At 44.1% G+C, this 24904-nt stretch carries 23 protein-coding genes and 2 tRNA genes; 13 read left to right on the top strand and 12 right to left on the bottom strand.

Annotated elements, in window-relative coordinates; genetic code table 11:
• The first annotated feature begins 109 nt into the window (after positions 1 to 109).
• The 4 genes from H6G17_RS25630 (at position 110) to H6G17_RS25615 (ending at position 2957) form a co-directional block, all read left to right on the top strand.
• Positions 110 to 1384 (top strand): ABC transporter permease, encoded by a 1275-nt coding sequence (locus H6G17_RS25630; RefSeq protein ID WP_192161401.1) that lies wholly within the window; start codon positions 110 to 112, stop codon positions 1382 to 1384.
• A 38-nt stretch (positions 1385 to 1422) separates the two neighbouring features.
• A tRNA-Leu gene (locus H6G17_RS25625) sits at positions 1423 to 1504 on the top strand.
• Between the two features lie 60 nt (positions 1505 to 1564).
• Positions 1565 to 2449, top strand: a complete 885-nt coding sequence (locus H6G17_RS25620) for a helix-turn-helix domain-containing protein (protein WP_192161415.1) — start codon at positions 1565 to 1567, stop codon at positions 2447 to 2449.
• 91 nt (positions 2450 to 2540) lie between these two features.
• Positions 2541 to 2957 carry a nuclear transport factor 2 family protein gene (locus H6G17_RS25615; RefSeq protein WP_192161400.1) on the top strand — a complete coding sequence of 139 codons (417 nt, stop codon included), beginning with the start codon at positions 2541 to 2543 and terminating at the stop codon, positions 2955 to 2957.
• Positions 2958 to 3011: 54 nt separating this feature from the next.
• On the opposite strand, the gene H6G17_RS25610 is transcribed toward H6G17_RS25615, so the two are convergent.
• Both H6G17_RS25610 and H6G17_RS25605 read right to left on the bottom strand, forming a co-directional pair.
• Positions 3012 to 3833, bottom strand: a complete 822-nt coding sequence (locus H6G17_RS25610) for a circadian clock KaiB family protein (protein ID WP_015155201.1) — start codon at positions 3831 to 3833, stop codon at positions 3012 to 3014.
• Positions 3834 to 3908: 75 nt separating this feature from the next.
• On the bottom strand, positions 3909 to 5297 hold the full coding sequence (locus H6G17_RS25605; RefSeq protein WP_192161399.1) for a type IV pilus twitching motility protein PilT: 1389 nt from the start codon (positions 5295 to 5297) through the stop codon (positions 3909 to 3911).
• Between the two features lie 648 nt (positions 5298 to 5945).
• Between H6G17_RS25605 and H6G17_RS25600 the strand changes: the two genes are divergently transcribed.
• Positions 5946 to 6326 (top strand): hypothetical protein, encoded by a 381-nt coding sequence (locus H6G17_RS25600; protein WP_192161398.1) that lies wholly within the window; start codon positions 5946 to 5948, stop codon positions 6324 to 6326.
• Between the two features lie 107 nt (positions 6327 to 6433).
• On the opposite strand, the gene H6G17_RS25595 is transcribed toward H6G17_RS25600, so the two are convergent.
• Entirely contained in the window at positions 6434 to 6814 is a 381-nt protein-coding gene (locus H6G17_RS25595) for a hypothetical protein (RefSeq protein WP_192161397.1), read from the bottom strand.
• Between the two features lie 98 nt (positions 6815 to 6912).
• On the opposite strand from H6G17_RS25595, the gene wecB reads away from it, so the two are divergent.
• On the top strand, positions 6913 to 8013 hold the full coding sequence (wecB, locus tag H6G17_RS25590; RefSeq protein ID WP_192161396.1) for a UDP-N-acetylglucosamine 2-epimerase (non-hydrolyzing): 1101 nt from the start codon (positions 6913 to 6915) through the stop codon (positions 8011 to 8013).
• A gap of 6 nt (positions 8014 to 8019) precedes the next feature.
• Positions 8020 to 8808, top strand: coding sequence for an SAM-dependent chlorinase/fluorinase (locus H6G17_RS25585; RefSeq protein ID WP_192161395.1), 789 nt, complete (start codon positions 8020 to 8022; stop codon positions 8806 to 8808).
• 117 nt (positions 8809 to 8925) lie between these two features.
• On the opposite strand, the gene glgA is transcribed toward H6G17_RS25585, so the two are convergent.
• Positions 8926 to 10404: a glycogen synthase GlgA gene (gene glgA / locus H6G17_RS25580; protein ID WP_192161394.1), complete on the bottom strand. Its 1479-nt coding sequence runs from the start codon at positions 10402 to 10404 to the stop codon at positions 8926 to 8928.
• A 516-nt stretch (positions 10405 to 10920) separates the two neighbouring features.
• Here glgA and H6G17_RS25575 point away from each other — a divergent pair.
• The 4 genes from H6G17_RS25575 (at position 10921) to H6G17_RS25560 (ending at position 12658) form a co-directional block, all read left to right on the top strand.
• Positions 10921 to 11307 carry a hypothetical protein gene (locus H6G17_RS25575; RefSeq protein ID WP_192161393.1) on the top strand — a complete coding sequence of 129 codons (387 nt, stop codon included), beginning with the start codon at positions 10921 to 10923 and terminating at the stop codon, positions 11305 to 11307.
• Positions 11308 to 11473: 166 nt separating this feature from the next.
• Positions 11474 to 12349 carry a M48 family metallopeptidase gene (locus H6G17_RS25570; RefSeq protein ID WP_192161392.1) on the top strand — a complete coding sequence of 292 codons (876 nt, stop codon included), beginning with the start codon at positions 11474 to 11476 and terminating at the stop codon, positions 12347 to 12349.
• Positions 12328 to 12411, top strand: a tRNA-Leu gene (locus H6G17_RS25565). The genes H6G17_RS25570 and H6G17_RS25565 overlap by 22 nt, the downstream gene beginning before the upstream one ends.
• 37 nt (positions 12412 to 12448) lie before the next feature.
• The gene (locus tag H6G17_RS25560; RefSeq protein ID WP_192161391.1) at positions 12449 to 12658 is read left to right on the top strand and encodes a hypothetical protein; all 210 of its coding nucleotides are present in this window, start codon (positions 12449 to 12451) and stop codon (positions 12656 to 12658) included.
• 51 nt (positions 12659 to 12709) lie between these two features.
• Here the strand turns inward: H6G17_RS25560 and H6G17_RS25555 are convergent, their stop codons facing one another.
• From H6G17_RS25555 to kdpA, 8 genes are all read right to left on the bottom strand, one after another.
• Positions 12710 to 14419 (bottom strand): GspE/PulE family protein, encoded by a 1710-nt coding sequence (locus tag H6G17_RS25555; protein ID WP_192161390.1) that lies wholly within the window; start codon positions 14417 to 14419, stop codon positions 12710 to 12712.
• Between the two features lie 457 nt (positions 14420 to 14876).
• Positions 14877 to 15581 (bottom strand): Nif3-like dinuclear metal center hexameric protein, encoded by a 705-nt coding sequence (locus tag H6G17_RS25550; protein ID WP_192161389.1) that lies wholly within the window; start codon positions 15579 to 15581, stop codon positions 14877 to 14879.
• A gap of 97 nt (positions 15582 to 15678) precedes the next feature.
• A complete protein-coding gene (locus H6G17_RS25545; RefSeq protein ID WP_192161388.1) occupies positions 15679 to 16443 on the bottom strand; it encodes a ferritin-like domain-containing protein in 765 nt (254 codons plus the stop codon).
• A gap of 105 nt (positions 16444 to 16548) precedes the next feature.
• Positions 16549 to 17652 (bottom strand): universal stress protein, encoded by a 1104-nt coding sequence (locus tag H6G17_RS25540; protein WP_192161387.1) that lies wholly within the window; start codon positions 17650 to 17652, stop codon positions 16549 to 16551.
• A gap of 134 nt (positions 17653 to 17786) precedes the next feature.
• Positions 17787 to 18389: a K(+)-transporting ATPase subunit C gene (kdpC, locus tag H6G17_RS25535; protein ID WP_192161386.1), complete on the bottom strand. Its 603-nt coding sequence runs from the start codon at positions 18387 to 18389 to the stop codon at positions 17787 to 17789.
• Positions 18389 to 18646: a potassium-transporting ATPase subunit F gene (locus tag H6G17_RS25530; RefSeq protein WP_192161385.1), complete on the bottom strand. Its 258-nt coding sequence runs from the start codon at positions 18644 to 18646 to the stop codon at positions 18389 to 18391. The genes kdpC and H6G17_RS25530 overlap by 1 nt, the downstream gene beginning before the upstream one ends.
• 156 nt (positions 18647 to 18802) lie before the next feature.
• Positions 18803 to 20926 (bottom strand): potassium-transporting ATPase subunit KdpB, encoded by a 2124-nt coding sequence (gene kdpB / locus H6G17_RS25525; protein WP_192161384.1) that lies wholly within the window; start codon positions 20924 to 20926, stop codon positions 18803 to 18805.
• Positions 20927 to 20985: 59 nt separating this feature from the next.
• On the bottom strand, positions 20986 to 22665 hold the full coding sequence (kdpA, locus tag H6G17_RS25520) for a potassium-transporting ATPase subunit KdpA (protein WP_192161383.1): 1680 nt from the start codon (positions 22663 to 22665) through the stop codon (positions 20986 to 20988).
• A 450-nt stretch (positions 22666 to 23115) separates the two neighbouring features.
• Between kdpA and H6G17_RS25515 the strand changes: the two genes are divergently transcribed.
• Together H6G17_RS25515 and H6G17_RS25510 are read left to right on the top strand one after the other, a co-directional pair.
• On the top strand, positions 23116 to 24219 hold the full coding sequence (locus H6G17_RS25515) for a HAMP domain-containing sensor histidine kinase (RefSeq protein WP_192161382.1): 1104 nt from the start codon (positions 23116 to 23118) through the stop codon (positions 24217 to 24219).
• 2 nt (positions 24220 to 24221) lie between these two features.
• On the top strand, positions 24222 to 24893 hold the full coding sequence (locus tag H6G17_RS25510; RefSeq protein WP_192161381.1) for a response regulator transcription factor: 672 nt from the start codon (positions 24222 to 24224) through the stop codon (positions 24891 to 24893).
• The last annotated feature ends 11 nt before the right edge of the window (positions 24894 to 24904 follow it).

The following is a 24904-nucleotide window of genomic DNA, read 5'->3' as shown; positions in this document are numbered from 1 at the left end:
TCAGTCGTAGGGGTGGGTTTAGCAAGCAGATGGACAACCTCAACATCACATCTTCGGTGATTTCCTTAGTTTTGACTTTTGACTTTTGACTTTTGACTTTTGAAATTTCATGCTCAAAAAACCATCTATCCCCAAGCAAACTAACACCGTGTCAACTGCTGAAGTTGTCGGGATGGCGGCGGAATCTTTATGGAATCATAAGTTACGCACGGGTTTGACAATGCTGGGCGTAATTATTGGTATTTCTTCGGTAATTTCTATTACTTCGGTAGGACAAGGCGTACAAAAATCTACCGAGCAACAGATTCAAGCTTTGGGTACGAACGTGATGCTCGTCCTCGCTGGTGCGTCTACGACTGGTGGCGGGATTAACCAAGGGGTGGGTTCGGCTTCAACTTTGACTTGGGAAGATGCTAAAGCAGTAGCGCAACAGGCTCCAGCAGCGATGGGAGTGACTGCTTTTTTACAACGTCAGTTTCAAGTTGTTTATGGCGGACAGAATATTTCTACTAGCGTTCTCGGGACGGATCTATATTACTCTGAGGTGAAAAATATCCGCCCCCAAGTCGGACAATTTTTTACTCAAGCAGATTTAGATGCGGCTCAGCCAGTTGTAGTTTTGGGTTCTAAGGTGCGAGATCAACTATTTGGCACAGAAGTCAATCCAGTAGGAGCCGATATTCGCATTCAGCGACAAAGTTATAAGGTACTGGGGGTCATGGAGCCAAAAGGCGCGGTTGGAGGTCAAGATCAAGACGATCGCGTATATGTACCGTTAACGAATATGTCGGCGCGGTTGGTAGGAAATAATGCTTTAACTGGAGTTTCCATCAATGGATTTTGGTTAGCAGCCAGTAACGAGACGCAGTTAGATGCGGCACAATTTCAAGTCACGAACCTCTTACGCTTGCGTCACAATATCTACCCACCGCAAGCAGATGATTTTCGGATTATCAATCAAGTCGATATTATCAACACGTTTAGTAGTGTAGTGGGATTATTTACCGTTATGGTAGGGGCGATCGCGGGGATTTCCTTAGTCGTTGGCGGAATCGGAATTGCCAATATCATGCTAGTTTCGGTTGTCGAACGCACAAAAGAAATTGGTATTCGCAAAGCTGTAGGTGCGACTAATGCAGCGATTTTAATTCAGTTTTTAGCCGAAGCGGTTGTCGTCTCTGTCGTTGGCGGAGGGATGGGAATTGGTTTGGGAGTGGCGATCGCGGCTACTGCTGCTAATATTTTCAAATTTCCCCTGATCGTATCATTATGGTCGATCGCGAGTGGGTTTGGGCTTTCTTTCGTCGTCGGATTGCTAGCAGGAGTCATCCCAGCTCGGAATGCTGCTAAATTAGATCCGATTGCCGCTTTGAGAAGCGAGTAAAAATCTTTTATTCTCTGCTATAATCGTAAAGCCAATATGCGGATGTGGCGGAATTGGCAGACGCGCTAGATTTAGGTTCTAGTACCGAGAGGTGTGAAGGTTCAAGTCCTTTCATCCGCATTCCCTCTCTCTTCAAGCCTTTCAAGCTTTTCTACACGGGCGAGTGGCATCAGTGTAATTGTGAGCGATCCGACTCCTAGCAATTTACCGCTAATCCTTCCCCGTTCGCCGATTCTAGCTAGTGATGGCGCTAACTGGAAAAACATTCAATTTGCTTATTTTCGACAACCACCTTGCGATGTTCCAGAACGTGTGTCGTCTCAGCACGTTATTTGTCTGAATGTCGGAAAGCCCGTGCAGTTGGAGCAAGCAGTTGGCGGACGATATGAGAAGGTAGGATCGGGATTTGGAGATATGAAAATTTATCCAGCCTACCTCAGCCAACAGTTTCACTGGGATAAAGAAGCTGAGTTTTTCAATTTGTTGTTATCACCGTCATTTCTAGCTACAGTTGGTTATGAGGTGTTTGGCAGCGATCGCCTCGAACTGATTCCACATTTAGATACACTATTCGATCCATTAGTTGAGCAGATTGGCTTTGCACTCAAAATATCCTTAGAAATTGATGGGAAAAACAGCCATCTTTATGCTGACTCGCTAGCTCATGCACTTGTGGTTCATCTTTTATCGAGATATTCTACTAACTCACGTCCGCGTAAAACTGTTACGGGTAGCTTGACGCAACAGCAATGGCAGCAAATTGTTGATTTTATAGAAGCCAATTTAGATAGAAATATTAGCTTAACTCAGTTAGCAGAAATAGTGCGGTTGAGTCCATATCATTTTGCGCATTTGTTCAAAAAGTCAACTCAGATTTCACCGCATCAATATTTAATTCGTTGTCGGATCGAACGAGCCAAACAACTGATAGTTATGGGTAATTTATCATTGGCGGCGATCGCTCAGACAGTTGGTTTTGCTAGTCAAGGACATTTCACTTACCATTTCAAACGCCTTGTCGGAGTTACACCCAAAGTTTTTTGGCAGTTGTCGCAAGAACGTTGAAAACAACCGCAAGAACCTTGAAGCGAAGAAGTTAAAAATAGTTGGATACTGAATGCGTCAGTCGATGAATTCTGACGAGAAAGGAGAATTTATGTCACAACAGAATTTAGAAAATGTTCGCTGTCTTTTCAAAGCTGTCGAAGAACGCGATATTGCTGGAGTTCTTGCAGCTTACGCTCCTGAAATTGTCATTCGCGATGCAGAGTCACTTCCTTATGGTGGAGTACATTACGGTCTTGAAGGTGCAAAGCAACACGTTGAAGGCGCTGCTCAAACTTGGAATCATCTTCAACCACCAGCCGAGAGGAAAATGGATGCAGTCTTTTTAGATGCAGAAGATTATGTCATCGTCCTTTGGCGGTTGAAAGGGCTGGCGGCGAGTGGCGGTAAAAAGCTTGATTCGCCAGTCGTAAGCGTGTATAAAATGCGTGATGGCAAAATTGTCGAATCACAGATGTTCTACGCAGATACAGTTGCGATCGGGCAATTCCTATTGCTTGATGCGTGAATTGTGAGTTGTGAGTTGTGACTTCTCCCTTGTCCCCCTTGTCTCCCTTGTCTCCTATAATTCCGGTGATATCAGCAATTTCAAAATCTTAGCCGTGTTATCTAAGTCACCTACGAGTCTTCGGACTGGGTGAGGCCACGCTCTGACTAAAGTAGGGGTAGCAGAAACTTGATATAGTTCGGCTTGCTCTGGATGTTTAAAGACATCGACAACTTTTAAGGTATAGGGATGGCGTAGCGATTGTTCTAGCAGCTGATGTAAAGTCTGAAGGATTCGCTCTGTATTTACACTGTGTCCCGCTACAAATAAGCGCAGCACGTAACCTAGCTTTTCGGAATATTGAGATTCTGCTGGGGTTGCTTCTGTCGCTGTAACTGTGGTTTCTATTTCCGGTGCTTTTAGCTCCGTCTGAGAGAAATTAGCAGTCGCATCGTATCTCATATGTGGGGTAGCAGTGGATGGATCGAACCGCACGATCAAACCACGGTCGTCCCACAATTGGGGAAAACAAGCGCGATAGGTAGCTAATGCGATCGGATCGCAAAATTCTTCCGACCAAGGAGCTGCCTGCCACACTAATTCTCCGACATCAAAAACTGCATTGAGTAATGCCTGATGGCGCATCACTAATGGATAAGCTTCAGCAAAGGTTTGGATGTGCTGAGTCTGTGGATCTAACCAACAATCTAGCGTTGCTGTGTAGCAAGGAACGAGAAAGTGGGGTGGCTCTGGCAGTCCTAGTATTTGTTGTAGCTCCATGCATAACTGTAAATGCCAGCGCTGCTGTTTCGAGCGGTCGATACAATAAATCAGATCCCCCCCCGGCGTAAACAGGGCGATGCCTTTAAATACTTGGAGCGATTTGGAATGACTCAATTTTAGCGGGGGTAGGGGATAAGGGGAAAGTCGCAAGTCGCAAGTAAGGCGCGATCGCGCCTTACTTCCAATTTACTAAACTCGACCTCTGAGGGTCATAGCCATTTCGTTGGGTTTGGGTGAGGCTTCTAGGGCTGTTTCTTCCGTGATTCGTCCTTGTTCGTATAGCTGATACAAAGACTGGTTCATGGTACACATACCCTCGAAGCCACAGCGAGGAATAATTGCCTCTATTTCTTCAACCTGATTACGTATAATGTAATCTTTAATTGCGTCTGTATTAATCATAATTTCGTGTACGGCTGCTCGTTTGCTATCTGTAGTACGAACTAAGCTTTGAGCGATGACTGCTACGAGCGATTCAGCTACCTGAATTCGCATGGGTCCCTGTTCTTCGGGATTGTAAAGGTTCAAGATCCGTTCGATAGTTTTTACAGCGCTGTTTGTGTGCAACGTACCAAATACTAAGTGTCCGGTTTGTGCTGCTTTGAGGGCTGTGTTTACTGTCTCGCGATCGCGCATTTCCCCAATCAGAATGATATCTGGGTCTTCTCGTAAGGATGCTTTGAGGGCGTTATCGAATTTTAATGTATGAATTCCAACTTCCCGTTGTTTGATCAACGACTTTTGACTGACATGCACGAATTCAACTGGATCTTCAATTGAAATGATATTCTTCGGCATAGTCTTGTTGATAAAGTCGATCATCGCTGCCATCGTGGTAGACTTACCCGAACCTGTCGGTCCCGTCACCAAAATTAATCCTTTGTGGTAGTGACATAGATCTCTGAATACCTGTGGCAAATTCAGTTGTTCCATTGTTAAGATTTTTAACGGAATCAGCCGCAGTACCATTGCCGGACCATTGAGAGCAACAAAAATATTGATCCGCACCCGCACCAATCCTTCATACTGGGTTGCACCGTCGAATTCTAAATCTTCTTTGAATTGCTCGATTTGTCGATCGCTGAGTATTTCTCGCAGCCAACTGAAAAAAATCTCTTCGTCGATCGGGGGATGATCGGTAAGTATAATCTGACCGCGATCGCGAAAGCGCGGTACTTCACCTACTCCTAAATGTAAGTCGGAAATACCGCGATCGTATGCTTCTCTTACCAATTGTTCTAATGTAGGTGCATTATTCGTCTTACTTTGTCTAGGACGGACAGCACTAGGTGGTGCTGGTCTAGGTACGTTGAGACGAGGACTTGTAGATGGTAAGGGTAACGGTTCTTCTAGCGGATTCACCGCTACATGAGTGCTGGGTATCGGCTGAATTGGCTGCGTCGAGCCTACTCCTGTCACATTCACTGCTACATGGGTGCTGGGTATCGGCTGAATTGGCTGCGTCGAACTCACCACTCCCGTGTCTCCACTGGAATTCATTCGCTGCGGTGGTGGTGGTATGGGAGGAACGCGGGGTGCGGGAGGTGGATAATTTGGCTGACGTTGGGGTTCTGTCATATGCCTCTAGTCTGTGTGATTACACGTTTAGTTTTCCCCTAATCAGTTATCAGTTATTCAGTTATCAGTGGTACGTGGTGCGTGTTTGAATTTTGAATTGCTCCCTTGTCTTCCTCCTGTTGCCTGACTCCTCAATTTTGACTTTTGACTTTTAATTTTTGACTTCCACCTCGCTAGTTATAAAAATTCATGAACTTGCTTTGAGGATAGTTTTAATTTAACGAGTAACGAAATGAGGAATTAAGGTGCGCGATCGCTTTCTTTTTGGTCAATAAGTCTTGGAGGAATTATGAGAAACCACCACTGTATTTATACGAAATGTTAAGCCAATAAGGGTGCGATCGTTTTTTGCATTTGCGAGCGATCTTGTTTCACATAAGATCTCTCGCTCGATCTTTGTGAAAGCTAGTATCTAAAAGACTTTGAGGTTGTATATCTCAAGATAGATGTTGTGACTTGCAAAGCGTTTTCATATGCTTTTCCGTTCGGATTTATAAACAGAAATTATCTAGTGTAAAGATTAATAACTATCCGATCATCTTATCTATGGGTATCTGTATACTAATTTTCAATAGGGCTTAACTGGCTCCGACTCGGCGTACAGAATTTTACAAATCTGAATTTTTGCATTGACTTTGGAGAGAAACTATGGCTTTAACTCAAAGCTCCAATTTAGGGACATCTTCTTCTTTATTTACACTCAAAAGCTTTTTAATCTGGAGTTTCACATTAGCAGTTTGTTTGCTCGTTGTGGGCTTTCCTTTAGTCGTTTTGATGGCTACAGTAGCCTTCTTGTTGTCGATGGTACTGCAATCTGTGATGCCAGTAAGTGCGGTTTTATTAGTAGCAGGAAGTGTAATTGGTTTCAACGTTTTGGCAGTGCTGATTGGAGCTAGCATGTTGACTTTGAAAGGAATTCATCCACATGAAGTTAAATGGTTGAGCTGGCTGCATGGCGAGGCAGATGACATTCATACTTCCGTCTATGCAGCTTGTCCTTTGACCTGCGATACGGAGCCAAAGTTCTAGCGGAAGCTAAGTTGATTTCATCCAAATAATGCATCTGCCCAGTGACCAGCTGGGTTTTTTCATTTTTGTAGAGCTGTCGATAAGTAGCTAACGATATACTATCGAGTCTATTGGGAATAACCTTGTCTTTTATAAGCAAAATAACGATTTAAATCTTTGCTACTTGCCATATAGACCGGAATAATAGCGCTGAGAACGATTGCGATCGAACTTCCAACGATCGAAATAGTAGAAAGCCTTGAACTCAGTGCCACAATCACTGCGATTAGACTGACAACGAACAAACTACAGATGCCAATCAGAAGCCATCTTGCCCATTTTCGCCCCTGCATCACAAAATACATCACGACAATTGTTAGTAATATACGACCGATAGCCCACCTGTCCCGTACTGCGATCGCTAACGTAACGTCTAAAATGCAGAGTAGTAAAAACATAGCGAGTAATTTATTTCGAGCTTGCATAGCAGCTCGGTCGAGCTGAGTCATGGTTTTTGTAGTAAGGGTAAGACATTGATATTTACTGTACGATAAATGACCGTTGACCAATTACCATTGACCAATGAACCACTAGCAAAACCAGCTCAATGAAAAAAGTCTGCATTATCTTAGGCACTCGCCCGGAAGCAATCAAGCTAGCACCAGTGATTCAGGTGTTTCAACACGCACCTCAGTTTGATACCCAAGTTGTTCTAACCGGACAGCATCGAGAAATGGTTGCTCAAGTCATGCAACTATTCAACCTAAAGGCAGATGCAGATTTGGAAATTATGCAAATGCAACAATCTCTGAGCGATATTACTTGTCGCAGTCTGCGAGGATTGGAAACCTTGTTTGAACAGCAGCAGCCGGACTTAGTTTTAGTTCAAGGGGACACGACCACGGCTTTTGCAGCTTCTTTGGCAGCATTCTATCAAAAAATTCCGGTAGGACATGTAGAGGCGGGGCTGAGAACAGACAATATATACGATCCATATCCAGAAGAAGCAAATCGCAGGTTGATTTCTCAGTTGGCACATTTGCACTTTGCCCCCACGCCGCAAGCAGTAGAGAATTTGCAACGTTCTGGCGTTTTAGGAGAAATTCACCAAACGGGTAACACGGTCATTGACGCATTACTATCGGTAGCAGAACAGCAACCAGCTTGTCAGATCGATGGTTTAGAGTGGGACAAATATAGAGTTTTATTAACTACAGTGCATCGGCGAGAAAACTGGGGCGAACCGCTTCAGGGAATTGCCCAAGGTTTTTTGCAGATACTAGAAAAGTTTGAGGATACAGCTTTATTGCTGCCATTGCATCGCAATCCGATCGTGCGCGAACCGCTACAAGAGATTTTGGGCAAGCATCCGAGAGTCTTCTTGACAGATCCGCTAGATTATGGAGAATTAGTAGGGGCGATCCAGCGATCGCACTTGCTGTTAACTGATTCTGGTGGTTTGCAAGAAGAAGCACCGAGTTTGGGTAAACCAGTTTTGGTCTTGCGTAAAACGACAGAAAGACCTGAAGCAGTGACGGCTGGAACGGCAAAATTAATTGGAACTCAAACAGAAGAAATCGTGATGGCAGCGGCTGAGTTGTTGAGTAACCCAACTGCTTATGAAAAAATGGCAACAGCTATTAATCCTTTTGGAGACGGATGCGCAGCGGAACGAATTTTGCAGGCTGTGACCAATTACATATGCTAATAACTTATGCAAATTAACCTAATTGCAGATTATGGAAATGGCGACCCAGCTTTTGCTGAAGTTACCCAACGGCTATTGATGTCGTTACCAACAGCGCAAATTCATTGGGTTTCCGTACCACCATTCAGCACCCTAGCCACTGGCTTTTGGGTGGCTCAACTCGGACTGAATCCCGGTGCAGCAGAACGGCTAATTTATCATAATTGTGCGCCGCGCCAAGATGATGCACAACCCAGAAAAGACAATGAAGGCGAGGGACTGACGTACGTACTGTTACCCAACAATATCAAAGTTGTGGGAGTTAATGCAGGTTATACTCTATCTTTCATTAAGTCAATGGCACAGACGATCAAAATTGTCAAGGTTTCTCGCGGCGGTTCGCAGTTTCGATCGCGAGACGTATTTCCTCAAGCAGCGGCAGCGATCGCCTCTGACGATCTGAGTTTGTTAGGCGACGAGTTAGATCCGCAGCAGATTCCCGACCCACCAAGCGATCGCGTGGCGTGGATCGATGGCTACGGTAACATCAAAACTACCATTTCCGCCGATCGCGTCAACTTAGAACCAGAAACTAAGGTAACGATTCGGGTAGGGGATACGATCAGCGATGCGGTGTATTCGGATGGTAGCTTCCGCGTTCCAGAAGGGACGTTGGCTTTTGCGCCAGGGAGTTCTGGCTGGCAAGAGACGAACGGGAGAGAAATTCGCTGGATGGAATTATTTCTACGTGGGGGCAATGCCTGGGAGAGATTTGGCAGACCTCGGATCGATCGCGTCGTGACTTATAGCAAGTAATTGGTAATTGGTAATGGGTAATTGGTCGTATTACTGTAGGGGCAGGTTTTTCAAAGATCTCTGTCAATTACGAAGAGATTGAAAAACCCGCCCTCAAAGGATTGACTGGGTAAGCAATTATTGATGCCGAATGCGATCGTAAATTGCTAGATATTCCGTGCCTGGATGGTTCCAAGAGTAGTCGTATGCCATGCCTTGTAGGGCAAGCTGGCGAAACTCTTGAAGATGGTTGTACCACAAACCAATCGCCCGATCCATTGCCGATTCTAAAGCGCTGTAATCGGTCTGATAGAAGACGTAACCGTTACGTTCTTCTGGAGATTTGTTGGGATCGTAGTCGCGATCGAATACCGTATTGACCAGCCCGCCAACTCCGCGCACGATCGGTACAGTACCGTATTTCATCCCGATTGTCTGCGTCAACCCGCAAGGTTCATAATTACTGGGGACAAGAATCATGTCAGCGCCAGCATAGATTAAATGAGATAATTCTTCGTTAAAACCGAGTTCTAAATGGCAGTCGGGGTTATCGTTTAAAAAGTTTTTCTCATGTCTGAAATGAGCGTTGATTCCTGGTTCTGTTGCTGAACCTAGTAAGACGAACTGCGCTTCTCTCTGGAGAGCATAATAGATCGCGTGATGGACGAGGTGCACCCCTTTTTGATTATCTAATCGACCGATGTAGGCGATAACTGGTTTTTGCGGTTCATCGCGTAGTAAAAGCCGTTCTCGTAAAGCTTTCTTGTTATAGACTTTTTGCTCAAAGTCGTCTGGGGTGTAATTGAAAGGTATGTATCGGTCTACTTCTGGATTCCAGAAATCGTAATCAATACCGTTGAGAATGCCGCTAAATGTATCTTGATGCTGGTGTAGGGTATGACCTAGACCACTGCCAACTTCTGTATAATGAGCTTCCCAAGCATGGTTGGGTGATACAGTCGTGACGGCGTTAGAGTAGACAATCCCCCCTTTCATCAGGTTAATGGCAAAGGGATTGAAGTTATCTTGTAGCTTTTCATATTGGAAATAATAATCCGCCCGATTTAATCCTGTTGCCTGTAATACTTCGTTGCCAGCAATCCCCTGGTGTTTGAAGTTGTGGATTGTATAACAAACTCGTTGGTTGCCCATGCCATGATACTTGTAGATTTCGTACAGCATCACGGGTACTAGCCCTGTTTGCCAGTCGTGACAGTGAATTATATCAGGGCGCTTATTGCTCTGGTTGAGAAATTCTAAAGCGGCTTTGCTGAAAAAAGCAAACCGCATATTGTCATCATTACAGCCGTAATAGCAGCCGCGATTGAAGAAGTTATCTTGAGAGTGCGGTTCGATAAAGAAACAGACTCGCCCGTGTACCCAACCGCAATAGACAGAACAGTGGATCTTACCGTCGTACCAAGGAACCCACAAATCGCGGTAGGCATCGTGCAATCCCCATACGTGGTCGTAGCGCATACAATCATATTTGGGTAGGATCAGCTCGACACTGTTTCCCCGAATCTCTAATTCCCGACTCAGCCCGTAGACGACATCGCCTAAGCCGCCTGCTTTGATAACGGGAGCGCATTCAGAAGCAATTTGCACGACGTACATCTTTAACTTTCTCCTCGCTTAACAGCTTAATAAAAGTTCATTTTTAGATTTCATCCATTATATGAAAAATGTACTCATTGACAATAGCTGACGTAAGTGATAAGCAATAATGTTTTAGTCGTGGTGATTGTTATAGAGTTTTGGAGAGTTGACAGTTGACGGGAAAAGTCACTCTCCGTACATGATGGCTTGTACTGAAAGAGCAGTTAATAAAAATGTACTTTGTCGTCATATATTTATGTCGTTAGATAGAAGACAGCTTTCTACTGCTTTTTAGAGTGAAATTTTGTGAAAATGGTTGAACCAAGTTAACAATTACTGATTTACTAATAGTCAGGAAAATATAGAATAAGCTAGGCTAAAACTGAGCCACAATTTAGCACTTCTGCGTGATTGAATGCGATCGCCTGCCTTCATTGATATTAAAAGTTGAGCGAGATAAAAAATGTGGCAGATGTGACGCAAAGTTGGTAAAAAATCTCAAAAGTGTTGGTAAGGAAGTATGGGAATTAAGTTATGAAGCTGATTTACAACAAAGAAAAACCAACCTCAATTGAAAAAGCTGAAATTGAAAATACCTTAATTGAGATGTGCGATCCTCAAACGAGGGCTTTGTTACGTCTGGCTGTAGATTTTAACGTTTGGTCTTGCGAACAATCTAACCGCCCCAAGCTGATGGTACACTGCAAGAGCCGCGAGGTGACGGCAGCAATTGGCTCCAGGCAAGAGAGCCTCAAAAAACTACTTCAGCGCATCCTCGGTTGTGAGGTGACAATGGAAGTCTACTACAACATTCCTGAAGGACTCGTGTACTTCGACACTGAAGACGCAGTTGCACCCGCGAAATGGTATCTTTGCAATCGCAAAGATTGCGGTTCGATGAAAATTCCTTTACCGGATTGAATTGGTAATGGGTAATTGGTAATGGGTTGAGTGTTGTTGGTTACAGATAACTGAATTCGCTATACTGGCTGTGAGATGTTGACTACGATGTTGCTGATGACAGCGGGTCGGCGATCGCATCTACTTTATTACCTTTTATTACTCTACAAACTGGTTCGCAATACTCATGTCTTCCCTCAAGACGCAGTTAGTTGGGCTTAAAGCAGATTCTTTTCGTCATCCTTTAGACTTAGAAGCGACTAAAGCACTGAAACAAATTCCTGGTGTCGATTTGCTGGTGCGAAATTTATTGGGACAATTGGCAGAACAATTTTTCTATATTGAAAATATTGCCTCAAGTATTTTGGTGAGCGATCGCCAATTACCTCAATATCATCAACTGTTAATAGAAGCGTGTCGGGTTTTGGATCTGGAACCGCCACAATTATATGTCAGACAGCATCCAGTCCCCAATGCTTACACGTTTGCCATGCGGGGCAAACAGCCATTTATTGTCATGCACACTTCGCTGATCGATCTGCTGACACCAGAGGAAGTGCAGGCGGTAATTGCTCACGAACTGGGTCATCTCAAATGCGACCACGGGGTCTATTTGACGCTAGTGAATTTGATTGTCCTTGCAGCTGGACAACTACCGAATGTTGGTCAGTTACTCGTCCAAACCCTCCAGGCGCAACTACTAGAATGGGTACGCTGTGCTGAGTTTACTTGCGATCGCGCTGCCTTGCTAGCGACTCAAGACCCCAAAGTCGTGATGTCGATATTAATGAAACTCGCTGGCGGTTCTCCCGTTCTTGCTTCCCAGCTCAATCTCGATGCTTTTATCGAGCAAGCGCGCGCTTACGACAATATTAGCAATACCGAAATTGGCGAAATGCTGAAATCGGCTCACTCCTCTCAACTCACCCATCCCGTGCCAGTCTTACGCGCTAGAGAAATCGATCGCTGGGCATCTAGTCGCGAATATCAAAACTTGTTAGAAAATACAAAAATAGATTACAATAGTAAAGCTGAAAAAAAGGGCGGGTGGCGAAACTGGTAGACGCACTTGACTCAAAATCAAGCGGGCTTAAACCCATAGGAGTTCGATTCTCCTCCTGCCCATCAGCACAATACCAGAAAAGCTGCAAAGGAGCAGAGTATGCGACTCAAACGATGGGAGTCGCCCCGTCGAGAAGGTAGAAACGACAAAGGTAGAGGCGGTGCGGCAAGAGCCAGACAACTAAAGAAACAGGCGCAGATGATGCGTCAAAAGTTAAAAGAAGGCGACCGAGCCAAAAATAATCAAAATAACCGCAAGAAAGAGGGGAAGGACAATAAAAATCCTTCCCCTCTTTTTTTAAATATGTAGGGGCGCACAGCTGTGCGCCCCTACATTCAAATGAAATACATACTGCGATCGCTATTGCATTCTCCCCAATTCAGGCAGCTTGCGCCCGTTTAATTCATATTCCGATTCAGCCAAGCTATCACTGGCAAAATGGTTGTTGTACAAAGCACAACGAGGTAGGACGCGCAAAACTTCTTGTACGGTGGTCAACCCAGCCATTACCTTCTCTACCGCTGCCTTGCGGAAAGAAGCATAGTTAATCTCTCGTAGGTATCGCTGTAACTGGGTCATCGTACCTTCGTAGATAATATCGCGGATGCGATCGTCTACGTCAATTAACTCGACCACTGCTTCCCGTCCCAAAAATCCAGAATTGAAGCACATCGAGCAACCTCGACCTTTACGCCACGTATCAGTACGGATTTGGTCTCGTCCCAATCCCAGCACTTTCAAATCTGATTCTGTAGGGGTATAAGGTTCGCTGCAATGGGGACAAACACGACGTACCAAACGCTGAGCCACTACTCCCAACAACGCATCGCTCAACAAACCAGGATCTATACCTAAATCCTTCAGCCGGGGAATTGCCCCGAGGGCATCATTCGTGTGGAGCGTCGTAAATACCAAGTGTCCGGTTAGCGCTGCTCTGACTGCGGTTTCTGCGGTTTCGCTATCGCGGACTTCACCCACCATGATAATGTCTGGATCTTGACGCAAAATTGCCCGCATCCCAGCGGCAAATGTCATTCCTGCGGCTTCGTGAACTTGAGTTTGAGTAATTCCTGGCAGTACGTACTCCACCGGATCTTCTACCGTGACGACGTTAACGTGTTCTTTAGCAACATTCTGCAAACTCGTATAAAGCGTACTAGTTTTACCGCTTCCCGTGGGACCCGTTAGAATAATCATGCCTTGGGGTTGCTCTAACCAAGCTTTGTAGGCGTTCATCGTTTCTGGAACAAAGCCCAGGTTGCCCAAGTGAGTAAAGGGATTTTCTCGGGGCAAGAGGCGGATAACTGCTTTTTCGCCATTGACGCAGGGCAGGGTACTGACGCGCATATCCATGTTAAGTTCTGCTTCATCGCCTGAAGCATACTTTTCCTCAATCCTGCCATCTTGAGGGCGGCGGTGTTCGGCAATGTCCATGTTGCACATCACCTTCAACGCCATCACGACGCGGCGGCTCATGGTTATTGGTAGGGTGGTAATGTCGCGTAGCACGCCATCAATTCGATAACGCACTCTCAAGCCGTCTACCATTGGCTCTAAGTGGATGTCGCTAGCTCGGTTGCGTAATGCGCCAGAGATAATCGTTTTGATCCGCTCGATTTGATCGCCAGCTTTGCTCAAATAAATTTCTGTAGTTTCGCTGATGTCTTCTTGCTCTAGTTGTCCCGTAATCGGGTTAACTATGGGCATAGAGCTAATCCGATTGGGATTGAGGCTTTGAGAGTGAAACCAAGTACGGTAGCTTTTGTCTGCAATGGGGACGACTTCGATTTGGCTACCCGTGCGCTGTTGTAGTTGGGCTAGCGTTTCTTTCGAGAGGGATACGGGCGAACCGAGATAGTAACATCCACGCCACAATAGCAAGGGAATAGCTGGAGGCAAGGATGTTTTATCGGGAAAGTGGCGCAAAAATCTGCTACTAACTTCCTTATCTAGTAGTGTTTGGTTGACAATTCCTTCATTATCTACTAGAAGGGCGATCGCTTCTTCACAGCTCAATTCGTTCTTTTTGAGCCGTTGCCAAGCGGAGGTAATGTTTGGGGAAGCTTGCATGATTCCTCTGTAAAAGATTTGTGTAGCAGCATTGACAGATATTGCACGCCAAACACTTCAAGCAAAACTATAAATTGCCCAACTTGCCGACGCTAGGAGATGTTCTCGAATTAATTTACTAACATAATTTAATGAACTTATAAAAATTCCTTCATAAACTTATCTTCACTTTCATTCAATCTTCAAGCGGACTTTTACTGTAACTTCATTTTATTTTTTATACCAACTGCTCGTTACTTCCGTGAATGTACAGTTATATTCTAGAAAAATCTCGTCCAAATATGAGTTTGATTATAACGTTTTTTGAATTACTAAAGTCACATTTTTTACATCAAGCTTAAGCATATACGTATGAGAAAATATTACCGCTAAATTCGATCGCGTAATTAGTTTCGTTGTTGATAAGAAAGTAGTGCGTAGTGCGTGAGTTAAATTATTCTTCCCTACTCCCTGTTCCCTACTCCCTTTCTTCACCGATGACTGATAACCCAGACCAGCGATCGCGCAACAGTCCGGCAAGGGATTTTAAACCCCATTGTTCGCAACGGCGATGTCCCACTGCGATCGCACTAATTTCCGTTTCCTTCAAAGCTTCAACGGCTGGCTGCCGCATTTGTCCAGTGACATACAAATTAGCGCCGCGTGTTGCAGCTTCCCTAACTAGTTCATCGTTCATTCCTCCTACAACTGCTATACGCGAAACTTCTACTGTTTTACTTAGATGTACTTCTTCTAGTCCGCCAAAAATTTCGGTAATGCAATGTAAATATTCCGTGAGCTTTTGCTGGGGGATGTTGCCGATCGCACCAATCGCTCGCCCTTGTTTTTCTCCCAGTCCCTCCAAGTGTGACAGAGATAATACATCCGCTAGACGGGAATTAAACCCCAATGTCATGCACTCGTCAAAAGCCAAGTGATAGGATAAGACTCCAATATCTGGCAATAATTCCGCTTGCAATTTCCAAGGACGATGGAGAAACAGTGCATCCAATTTTTGTTTCTCCACCCACTGGGGTAAATTTTCCCACGGCTCTAAAGCTAGTCCTATTCTACTAATTGGGCGCGGTGATGGTATGTAAACACCACCCCTTTCAGAAGGAGAATAGCGCTCGATCGCAAAAAAGCGATCGAGAAATTGAGCTAAATCGTTTAAGTAAGGCATGGAGGTCAGTTCTTAGTGGCTAGTAATTGGTGGCTAGCGACTAGATAAAGATTCTAGCTACTAGCCACTAGCCACTCACAAATGACAAATGACAAATTTAAACGGCTGCTAATTCTTGCGGTTGAGAGTCGGCTGGCGTTTCGGCGGGAGCGCCTTCTGTTACTAAAGAACGTGGTTTGTCTTTGCCTTGAAGCATATTGCTGGTAAATGCAAGTAGAGCATTGACTTTGCGGGTGCGCCACTCATCTACGAGTTGTTGCACTTGGTTTGCAGGCATTCGCCGCATCATGGCTTCATAGAGGTAGTTGGCGTGACCAGTTTCATCTTGAGCTACACTCAGAAGGCTCTTTTTCAGGTTACGGCTAGTTGGTTCGTCTTCAGGTAACACCTTCGCCATGCGGACAAAATCTTTACTAGCATCCAACTCTAAAATGTAGGTGCTAGCTAGAAATACATTCCACTCCATATTTTCCGGCTTGAGCTGCTCTGGGGAGTAGCCTTTGAAGAAAGCATCAAAAAAGGGACTGCGCTGCTGTTCCTTCGGTTTTTCCTCTGGCGTTTTTTCGCGCTCCCGCTTGAAATCGATGACCTGTTTATTCAGTTGTTTCAAAGCATGGGCGAAAATTTGACCGTGCCTAGTTTCATCAGCTGCGTGTTTCGCCAGTTTCTCAGCCAACCACTCATCGCCTTCTGCGCCAGCACGTTGACTCAATTTTGTCAAGAAGGGAACCGAGCCTGATTCTGCTAATTGGAAGCCAGCGAGAGTATTGGGACGTGTGAGCGGATCGCGGATTTGTCGAGCAGTATGGTAGGCGATCGCACCCGAACCTACCACATGGAGAACGTAAGTTAAAAAGTTCATGCCTGCTGCATCTGGAAGATTTCTCTGTTTTATCCTAGTACATTTGTCAGGGAGCAGTGACCAGTGACCAGTGACCAGTTAATTCTCTACTTACGACTTACGACTTCATAATGGTTCTTTTTTGTCGGTTGCGATGATGTGCAGATCGATATTTTTTAGTAGGCGGACTAATTTTTGAGTTAGGGAGCCTTTCAATAAGATTTTCCAACGAGATCGCTGGCTTTCACCGATGACGATTTGGGTGACATGATATTTACAGGCTACCTCTGCGATCGCTTTGGCAATGTCATGATTCTTGACACGAATAAATGTACCGCTAAATTCTTGACATAATTTTTCACAAGTCTCGACGTGTAAGCTTTCTTCCCTGGTGAGGAATTTATCTGGATCTTCCACAAACACAGTGTAGAGTAGTGCATTCATGTAACCAGCAATTCTCGCCCCTCGTCGCAAGAGCTGAACGGAATTAGGATAAGTCGAGACACATACTAATACTCGTTCGTGAATGTTACAATACTGTCCGTCTAGGTCGTTTCCGTTGTTACGGGCGTTTAGTTCTAAAGCATCTTCCTCAACATTATCGGCGACTTCTCTTAGTGCTAGTTCGCGCAAAGCAATTAAATTGCGACGTTGAAAGAAGTTTTGCAAACATTGGTCGATTTTGTTAGTTGCGTAAATTTTACCTTCTAACAATCTCTCTTCCAAAGTTTCTGGCGTGACATCGACGACTACCACCTCATCTGCTTCGTCTAGTAGGCGATCGGGAACCCGCTCTCGTACTACAATTCCTGTTATTCGCGCTACGAGATCGTTAAGACTTTCGAGGTGTTGAATGTTGACAGTAGAGTAGACATCAATTCCCGCTCTTAAAATATCTTCTACATCCTGATAGCGTTTTTCATGAATAGAATCAGGGACGTTCGTATGAGCGAGTTCATCTACTAATACTAACTGAGGCGATCGCTTGATAATTGCCTCGGTATCCATTTCTGTCAATGTCATGCTGCTACGCAAAATTTGTTGACGCGGTACGATCTCTAATCCCTCAGCTTTTTGTGCTGTTTCTTTCCTTCCGTGGGTTTCTAGCAATCCAATAACAACATCAATTCCTTCTCGCTTCAAAGCATGACCTTCATCTAGCATTCGATAGGTTTTTCCTACCCCAGGAGCCATACCAATAAAAATTTTATGCTTACCTTTTTTCGTCATTTGTCATTTGTCATTTGTCAGTGGTAAGGAGTTAGTATTTGATAACTTTTAACTTTTGTACGGGCGGGTTTAATTGCAAAACTATTCGTTCCACAACCAGTGTCTTCTAAAAACCCGACCCTACGATTTACGACTTACGACTTCCCCTTGGCGATTTCCAAAATATCTAATTCTTGATTTAGCTTTAATACATTAACTCCAGGTTCGCCAAATATGCCCAAGAATCTACCTTGAGTATGCTTATTTACAAAAGGTACAATTTCATCAGTTGAAAAATTCCGTGCTTTGGCAACTCTTACTAACTGTGCTTCTACTGCTTCTAATGTAATATGAGGATCTAAGCCAGAACCAGAGGTATAAACCAGATCGGCAGTGGGTTGAATACCGTTCTCTTGCAACTGTTTGGCTTGTGCTTCAATTCGTTTGAGTAATTCTGGATTGCTAGGAGCTAAATTACTCGCACCAGATACACCAGTGGATGCAGTTTCTTGACTCGTACTATAATCAACTGTACTAGGACGACTTTGAAAATATCTTTCAGATGTAAATGGTTGACCAATTAAAACTGAGCCTACAGGTTGATTTTCTAAATTTAATACTATACTGCCATTAGCTTGACTTTGTAAAAATGGTAATTGTCCCACTAAGAGAATTAAACCGGGATAAATAACTGCTGTTAGTACCCACAGCGCCAGAGTTAGACGAATTCCTCGCAGAATTTCTCGAAATATAGACATTAGTATCGCTCCGGTCGAAATACGACATCAAATAAATAAATTACTAGTGCCAATGTTATGAGACCTAAAATTCCTAGTGCATAGGCTTGGGTTCGTTGCCATGTTTCATCTGTAGCTGCATATACTATTGGAGCGAGGATGACGTTAAGGGATAGAACTAGGAAAATTACGAGGGGTAGTTTGGGACGGATACATAAATTGGTAGTTGGTAGTTGGTAGTTGGTAGTTGGTAATCGATTGGATTTTATTCGTTTCATTTATTTTTGCTCCTCGATATCTTCATTTGTGTTCATCTGCGTTCACATTATCTAAATATCTCGGCAGGGCGGGTTTGTGTGGATATTGGGTGAGAGTCAAATATGGTAGGTAAACCCGCCCCTACAGGCGATCGCCATCTGCGTTCAAAATCAACATCATGCCAAACCTACCGCTGACACCAAAATATCAATTAACTTAATTGCAATAAATGGTGCAATTACCCCACCTAAACCATAAATTAGAATATTTCGTTGTAGCAACTGATTTGCCGATAGTGGTCTAAATTTAACTCCCTTCAAAGCCAAAGGAATTAAAGCCGGAATAATCAAAGCGTTGTAAATCAAAGCTGATAATACAGCCGAGTTTGTACTAGTCAAACCCATAATATTCAAGCTGTCTAAATTAGCAGCAGTAAAAATGACAGGGATAATTGCAAAATACTTAGCGATATCATTGGCAATCGAAAAAGTTGTCAGCGCCCCACGGGTAATTAGCAGTTGTTTACCAATAGTCACGATGTCAATTAGTTTTGTCGGATCGGAATCTAAATCGACCATATTCGCTGCTTCTTTCGCTGCCTGAGTTCCCGAATTCATCGCAACTCCCACATTCGCCTGTGCTAGTGCTGGCGCGTCATTCGTTCCGTCTCCTGTCATGGCAACAATTTTGCCTTGCGCTTGTTCCCGTTGAATTACCTCGATTTTGTCTTCGGGTGTGGCTTCGGCAATAAAGTCATCTACCCCAGCTTCTTGAGCAATTACACTAGCAGTAATGCGGTTATCTCCAGTTAACATGACTGTGCGTACACCCATGCGGCGCAACTGATCGAAGCGATCGCGTATGCCTGGTTTAACGATATCTTTGAGGTAAATTACACCGTAAATATCGCCGTTAAGTGCAACTGCTAATGGCGTTCCACCTAATTGAGAAATGCGTTCGTAGGCTGTATCGAGTTCGGGGGTTTCTCTACCATGACGCGAATGGGCTTCGCCCACGCTTCGCGATCGCACGAACCCTTTAATCGCGCCTACCGCACCCTTACGCACCTCACTCCCATCGGGTAAATTCGTCCCACTCATGCGAGTTTTAGCAGAAAATTCAATTCCTTCAGCAAGGTTGCGATCGAAATCTACTGTTGCTCCCAATCTTTCTGCAAGGCGGACGATTGATTTTCCTTCCGGTGTATTGTCAAACAAGCTGGCTGCTAACGCCACTCGCGCAATTTCATTCATCGTATGACCGTTGACAGACACAAACTCCTCTGCCAAACGGTTGCCTAGCGTGATCGTACCTGTTTTGTCCAAAACGAGAGTGTTGACATCGCCGCAGGCTTCTACGGCGCGTCCAGAGGTGGCTATGACGTTAAATTGTGCCACCCGATCCATACCTGCAATTCCGATCGCGCTCAACAAACCGCCGATGGTAGTTGGGATGAGTGCGACTAACAAGGCAATCAAAATTGCGATACTGACGGGACTGTTGACGTAGTTGGCGATCGGGGGTAGTGTTGCTACGACAAACAGAAACACCAAAGTTAAAACTGCTAATAACACCGTTAAAGCAATTTCGTTTGGAGTTTTAGCGCGTTCCGCCCCTTCTACCAAGGAAATCATGCGATCGATAAAACCTTTGCCAGGATCGGCGGTAATGCAGATGCTTAATTCGTCCGAGAGAATGCGCGTTCCACCCGTGACGGAACTTGCTACGTCTGAACCTGGTTCTTTCAATACGGGTGCGGATTCCCCCGTAATTGCCGATTCATCGACTGAAGCTACACCCGCTAATACTTCGCCATCAGCGGGAATGATATCGCCAGCCACTACCTTCACCATATCGCCGCGATGTAATTGGGTAGAAGAAATTTCTTGAATCGATCCATCGGGTAAAAGTTTCTTGGCAATTGTATCCGATTTGGTCGATCGCAAAGCATCGGCTTGCGCCTTACCTCGTCCTTCTGCCACAGCTTCAGCAAAGTTCGCAAAAACAATGGTGAAGAATAAAATTACGGCGATTAATCCGTTAAAAAATCGTAGGTTTTCTCCTTGAACTGGTCCAAATAAATTAGGGTCAAATGTCATTAAGATGGTGATAATTGTTCCTACGTAAACCACAAACATGACGGGATTTTTTAACATCACTCGTGGCTTAAGCTTCACAAAAGATTCCTTAATTGCTCTTTTGTAAAGTCCTTGAGTGTTGACTTTAGGTGTATGCTTGCGATCGCCGCGAGGTCCTTGCGGTCTAGGACGTGGAGGTTTTGTAGAGGCTGTAGAATTCATAGATGGGGGACAGGGAGGACAAGGGGGACAAGGGGGACAAGGGAGAAGTGTTAAACCAATTACCAATTACCAATTTGAAATCCTTCTGCGATCGGTCCTAAAGCCAGGACGGGAAAGAATGTGAGTACGCCAAGGATGAGAATTACACCAGCCGTAACGCCAGTAAATAGCAGGGTGTCGGTTCTCAAAGTGCCAGTTGTTTCTGGTACTGGTTGTTTGCGTGCCATGCTATCTGCTAATAGTAACAAGGCAATAATTGGTAAATAGCGTCCTGCCAACAAGCTGAAACAAGCGGTTAAATTCCACCATAAAGTAGCATCCCCTAATCCTTCAAAACCGGAACCATTGTTAGCGGCGGCTGAGGTATATTCGTAGACAACTTGAGAAATTCCGTGGAAACCAGGGTTGCTAATTCCAGCTAGAGTATCGGGAAAAGCCAGGGTAATCGCGCTGGGAATTAGCACTGCGATTGGGTGGACGAGCAGAATAACGCTAGCAAGAACGATTTCTCGTTTTTCAATTTTACGCCCTAGAAATTCTGGGGTTCTCCCTACCATTAAACCTGTGAGAAACACGGTCAAAATTAGGTAAACGAACAAATAAGCCGTTCCCGTTCCTTGACCACCCCAGACCATTTGCACGAACATATTAAATAGGGTCGAAAAGCCGCCATTTGGCATCAGAGAATCATGCATTCCGTTGACTGCACCGCACATCGTTCCTGTAGTTAAAACTGCCCACAATGCTGTTTCTGCCCAACCAAATCTAACTTCTTTACCTTCTAAGTTGGGACTATCACCAATCAAATTATTTACTAGAGGATTACCTTGGTATTCGCCTACTCCTGTCACCACAACTAGCGTGACAAAAATGATAAATACCATCCAAAACAGCAACCATCCTTGCTTTTCATTATTTGCAAAAATGCCGTATGTGATAATTAAAGCAGCAGGAATACTGACCATCGCTAGTATTTCTACTAAATTAGTAAAAGCATTTGGATTTTCAAATGGATGAGCGGAATTGATCCCAAAAAAGCCGCCGCCATTTTCTCCCAGTTGCTTGATAATTTCAAAATGAGCAACCGGTCCTCTGGCAATAACTTGAGTTGCACCTTCTAAAGTTGTAACTGTAGCTGGTTCTGCTAAAGTTTCTGGAACGCCTGCAATGAGTAATGAGATCGCCCCAATTATGGAAATTGGCAGTAAAATTCGCGTAATCGATCGCACCAAATCGACATAGAAATTTCCTAAAGGTCTACCTGTCAAACCGCGAATAAAGGCAATTCCTACAGATAAACCAGTTGCCGCTGAGGTAAACATCAAAAATCCTAAAGCTAGCATTTGACTAGCATAACTAAATGTTGTCTCGCCAGAATAATGCTGTTGATTGGTGTTAGTAACGAATGAGATGGTTGTGTGCAGTGCTAAGTCCCAACTCGGTGCTTGTAAATTGGTTGGATTAAGAGGTAAAATTCCCTGAAATATGAAGATGAAATAAACAAAAATACCCATGACAATATTGCTATAAATAATTGCCTGGGCATATTGCCATCCAGTCATATCACTCTTGGTAGGAATGCCACCTAAAGCGTAGATGACACGTTCTATAGGCTTCGCTACTGGATCGAGAAATGTTTTCTTTTCTAAGAAAACGGAGGCAATGTAGCTACTAAAAGAAGGGGTAATAGCTACCAAAATAATTAGTGTTATTGCGATTTGAAGAAATCCTTGCCACATATATATTTAAAATTGATATTTTTGATAGCAAAGTAGGTTTTATTTACCTTGTGCTTGAGATTCGGCTGACTTCATCTTGTAGAGTAGGCTCACCACCTGCTAATATAAAGAGTTTTTTCTGTTTCAAACTATAGCAACATCATTATTTGAGCAGTCTGCTAAATATTTATGACTTGTAATAACCTAGCTGATATTACTTAAATTCTACAATTGAGTTTAGATATAAGTTTTATATTGTTACTGTTTAGACAATGACAATAAAAATAGCAGCGATCGCGTACACTAAACTATGTATATAATATATTTCCTTTCTATATCAGTAGGTATATTTAGAACTAAACGCCGTCTAAACGCTACTTACATTAGAGACAAACAGCAAGATATACCAGCGATCGCATGAATTTTTCAGCTTGGGTATGACAGAATAATAGTTAAACAAAGTAGAATTCAATGTCGCGTCGCTTCATTAAGGGTAAAATCTTTATACCCGATAAAAACTCCAAGTGGAGTTCGCTGTGGCAGGTTATTTGTCTATTTGCAGTAGTGTTGGTATTGGAGTTTACCACTCACGTAGATTATGTTTTTGGCTATCTTTATACGGGACCAATTTTAATTTCTGCTTTTCGTTTGGGAAGGAAAGCAACATTATACGCTACGCTTGTGGCTGTAGTACTAACAATATTAAATATATGGCTTCCCGTTGGTGAGGTAGTTAAACCTTCAACAATAGCCAGTCGTATCATTGCCGCGATCGCTCTGATTGTGACAGGAATCTTGGGCGATCGCAACCATCAATACGAAATTGCGATCGCTTCTCAACAAGCTAAATTACAATCTCAGGAACAGTTAGCTAGAGTTAGAGAAGATTTCGCCTCAACGCTTACCCACGACTTAAAAACTCCATTATTAGGTGCAATTGAAACTCTCAAAGCTTGGGAACAAGGGAAATTTGGTACGGTTGCGCCTACCAATCACAAGATTTTAGAAAAGATGATCCGTTCGCATCAGTCTACATTACAACTGGTAGAAACCTTGCTAGACGTTTATCGCAACGATACGGAAGGATTGCAATTACAGCTAGCGCCTGTGGATTTAGTCACAATAGCGCAAGAAGCAATCGCCTCCTTGACAGATCTTGCTGCTTCGCGTCAAGTTTATATCAATTTGGGATATGGCAACTCAGATTTTCGCCGCGCCATGCGGGTAAATGGTGATGCGCTGCAATTAGCGCGGGTGTTTACCAATCTCCTCACAAACGGAATTAATCATTCCCGTCGCGGTGGTAAGGTAGAAGTGGTATTTGAATCTCAGGCGGAATATTGTCTTGTCAAAGTTTTGGATAACGGTTTGGGAATTACTGCCGCACAATTACCACATCTATTTGAACGATTTTATCAGGGACATAGCGATCGTCAAGCGAAAGGTTCTGGTTTGGGACTATACTTAACACGGCAAATTATTTCCGCGCATGGCGGTACAATTTGGGCAGAGAATCGTTTGCCTCAAGGTGCGCTTTTCTGTTTTCGCTTACCAGCTTTGTCAGTTTATACATAAGAATGTCTCCTTCCTTACGGTTACTCCTGGTTGAAGATGACGAACTCTTTCGCCTTGGTTTAGAAGTCAAATTGCAACAAGAATCAGGTATAGAAATCGTTGCTGAAGCGGAGGATGGGGAAACAGCCGTAGAAATGGTACAGCGTCACGCCCTCGATGTGGTATTACTCGATGTAGGATTACCTGGAATTGGCGGTGTAGAGGCGTGTCGGCAAATTAAACAGCAAAATCCCCAGTTACCAGTTTTAGTCTTAACTTCTCATTCTCAAAAGTCTTTGATTGCGAGGTTGATTGCCGCAGGAGCAGCGGGTTATTGTTTGAAAGGGATTGCTGCCGAGACTTTGATTTTAGCAATTCGTTCGGTTGCTGCTGGTGCTTCTTGGTGGGATCGCACGGCAACTACAGAAATTCGCACTACATTCGAGCATAACCCAGATACGAGTGAGGCGATCGCCACTCCAGCAGAATCGACTTTACCGCTAACGCAACGAGAACAAGAAATTTTAGCTTTAATTGCGGCGGGTAAGTCTAACCAAGAAATTGCTTCTACCCTATACATTACTCCTGGTACGGTTAGGGTACACGTCCATACCATTATCCAGAAATTAGGAGTACGCGATCGCACCCAGGCGGCGGTGTTGGCAATTCAGAAAAAATGGATTGCTGGCGGGTAATGCTTAAATCA

This window comes from Chroococcidiopsis sp. [FACHB-1243], from assembly GCF_014696895.1.
GTDB lineage: Bacteria > Cyanobacteriota > Cyanobacteriia > Cyanobacteriales > Chroococcidiopsidaceae > Chroococcidiopsis.
This window is presented reverse-complemented; position numbering and strand designations above follow the sequence as displayed.

Coding starts and splice junctions, on each gene's coding strand:
- kdpA (WP_192161383.1), bottom strand. CDS start 22,665: ATGTGGCAAGGATTTCTTCAAATCGCAATAACACTAATTATTTTGGTA.
- H6G17_RS25550 (WP_192161389.1), bottom strand. CDS start 15,581: ATGCCTTACTTAAACGATTTAGCTCAATTTCTCGATCGCTTTTTTGCG.
- H6G17_RS25575 (WP_192161393.1), top strand. CDS start 10,921: ATGAAGCTGATTTACAACAAAGAAAAACCAACCTCAATTGAAAAAGCT.
- H6G17_RS25630 (WP_192161401.1), top strand. CDS start 110: ATGCTCAAAAAACCATCTATCCCCAAGCAAACTAACACCGTGTCAACT.
- kdpB (WP_192161384.1), bottom strand. CDS start 20,926: ATGAATTCTACAGCCTCTACAAAACCTCCACGTCCTAGACCGCAAGGA.
- H6G17_RS25510 (WP_192161381.1), top strand. CDS start 24,222: ATGTCTCCTTCCTTACGGTTACTCCTGGTTGAAGATGACGAACTCTTT.
- H6G17_RS25555 (WP_192161390.1), bottom strand. CDS start 14,419: ATGCAAGCTTCCCCAAACATTACCTCCGCTTGGCAACGGCTCAAAAAG.
- H6G17_RS25570 (WP_192161392.1), top strand. CDS start 11,474: ATGTCTTCCCTCAAGACGCAGTTAGTTGGGCTTAAAGCAGATTCTTTT.
- H6G17_RS25600 (WP_192161398.1), top strand. CDS start 5,946: ATGGCTTTAACTCAAAGCTCCAATTTAGGGACATCTTCTTCTTTATTT.
- glgA (WP_192161394.1), bottom strand. CDS start 10,404: ATGTACGTCGTGCAAATTGCTTCTGAATGCGCTCCCGTTATCAAAGCA.
- wecB (WP_192161396.1), top strand. CDS start 6,913: ATGAAAAAAGTCTGCATTATCTTAGGCACTCGCCCGGAAGCAATCAAG.
- H6G17_RS25605 (WP_192161399.1), bottom strand. CDS start 5,297: ATGACAGAACCCCAACGTCAGCCAAATTATCCACCTCCCGCACCCCGC.
- H6G17_RS25615 (WP_192161400.1), top strand. CDS start 2,541: ATGTCACAACAGAATTTAGAAAATGTTCGCTGTCTTTTCAAAGCTGTC.
- H6G17_RS25540 (WP_192161387.1), bottom strand. CDS start 17,652: ATGACGAAAAAAGGTAAGCATAAAATTTTTATTGGTATGGCTCCTGGG.
- H6G17_RS25585 (WP_192161395.1), top strand. CDS start 8,020: ATGCAAATTAACCTAATTGCAGATTATGGAAATGGCGACCCAGCTTTT.
- H6G17_RS25560 (WP_192161391.1), top strand. CDS start 12,449: ATGCGACTCAAACGATGGGAGTCGCCCCGTCGAGAAGGTAGAAACGAC.
- H6G17_RS25595 (WP_192161397.1), bottom strand. CDS start 6,814: ATGACTCAGCTCGACCGAGCTGCTATGCAAGCTCGAAATAAATTACTC.
- H6G17_RS25530 (WP_192161385.1), bottom strand. CDS start 18,646: ATGAAACGAATAAAATCCAATCGATTACCAACTACCAACTACCAACTA.
- kdpC (WP_192161386.1), bottom strand. CDS start 18,389: ATGTCTATATTTCGAGAAATTCTGCGAGGAATTCGTCTAACTCTGGCG.
- H6G17_RS25515 (WP_192161382.1), top strand. CDS start 23,116: ATGTCGCGTCGCTTCATTAAGGGTAAAATCTTTATACCCGATAAAAAC.
- H6G17_RS25545 (WP_192161388.1), bottom strand. CDS start 16,443: ATGAACTTTTTAACTTACGTTCTCCATGTGGTAGGTTCGGGTGCGATC.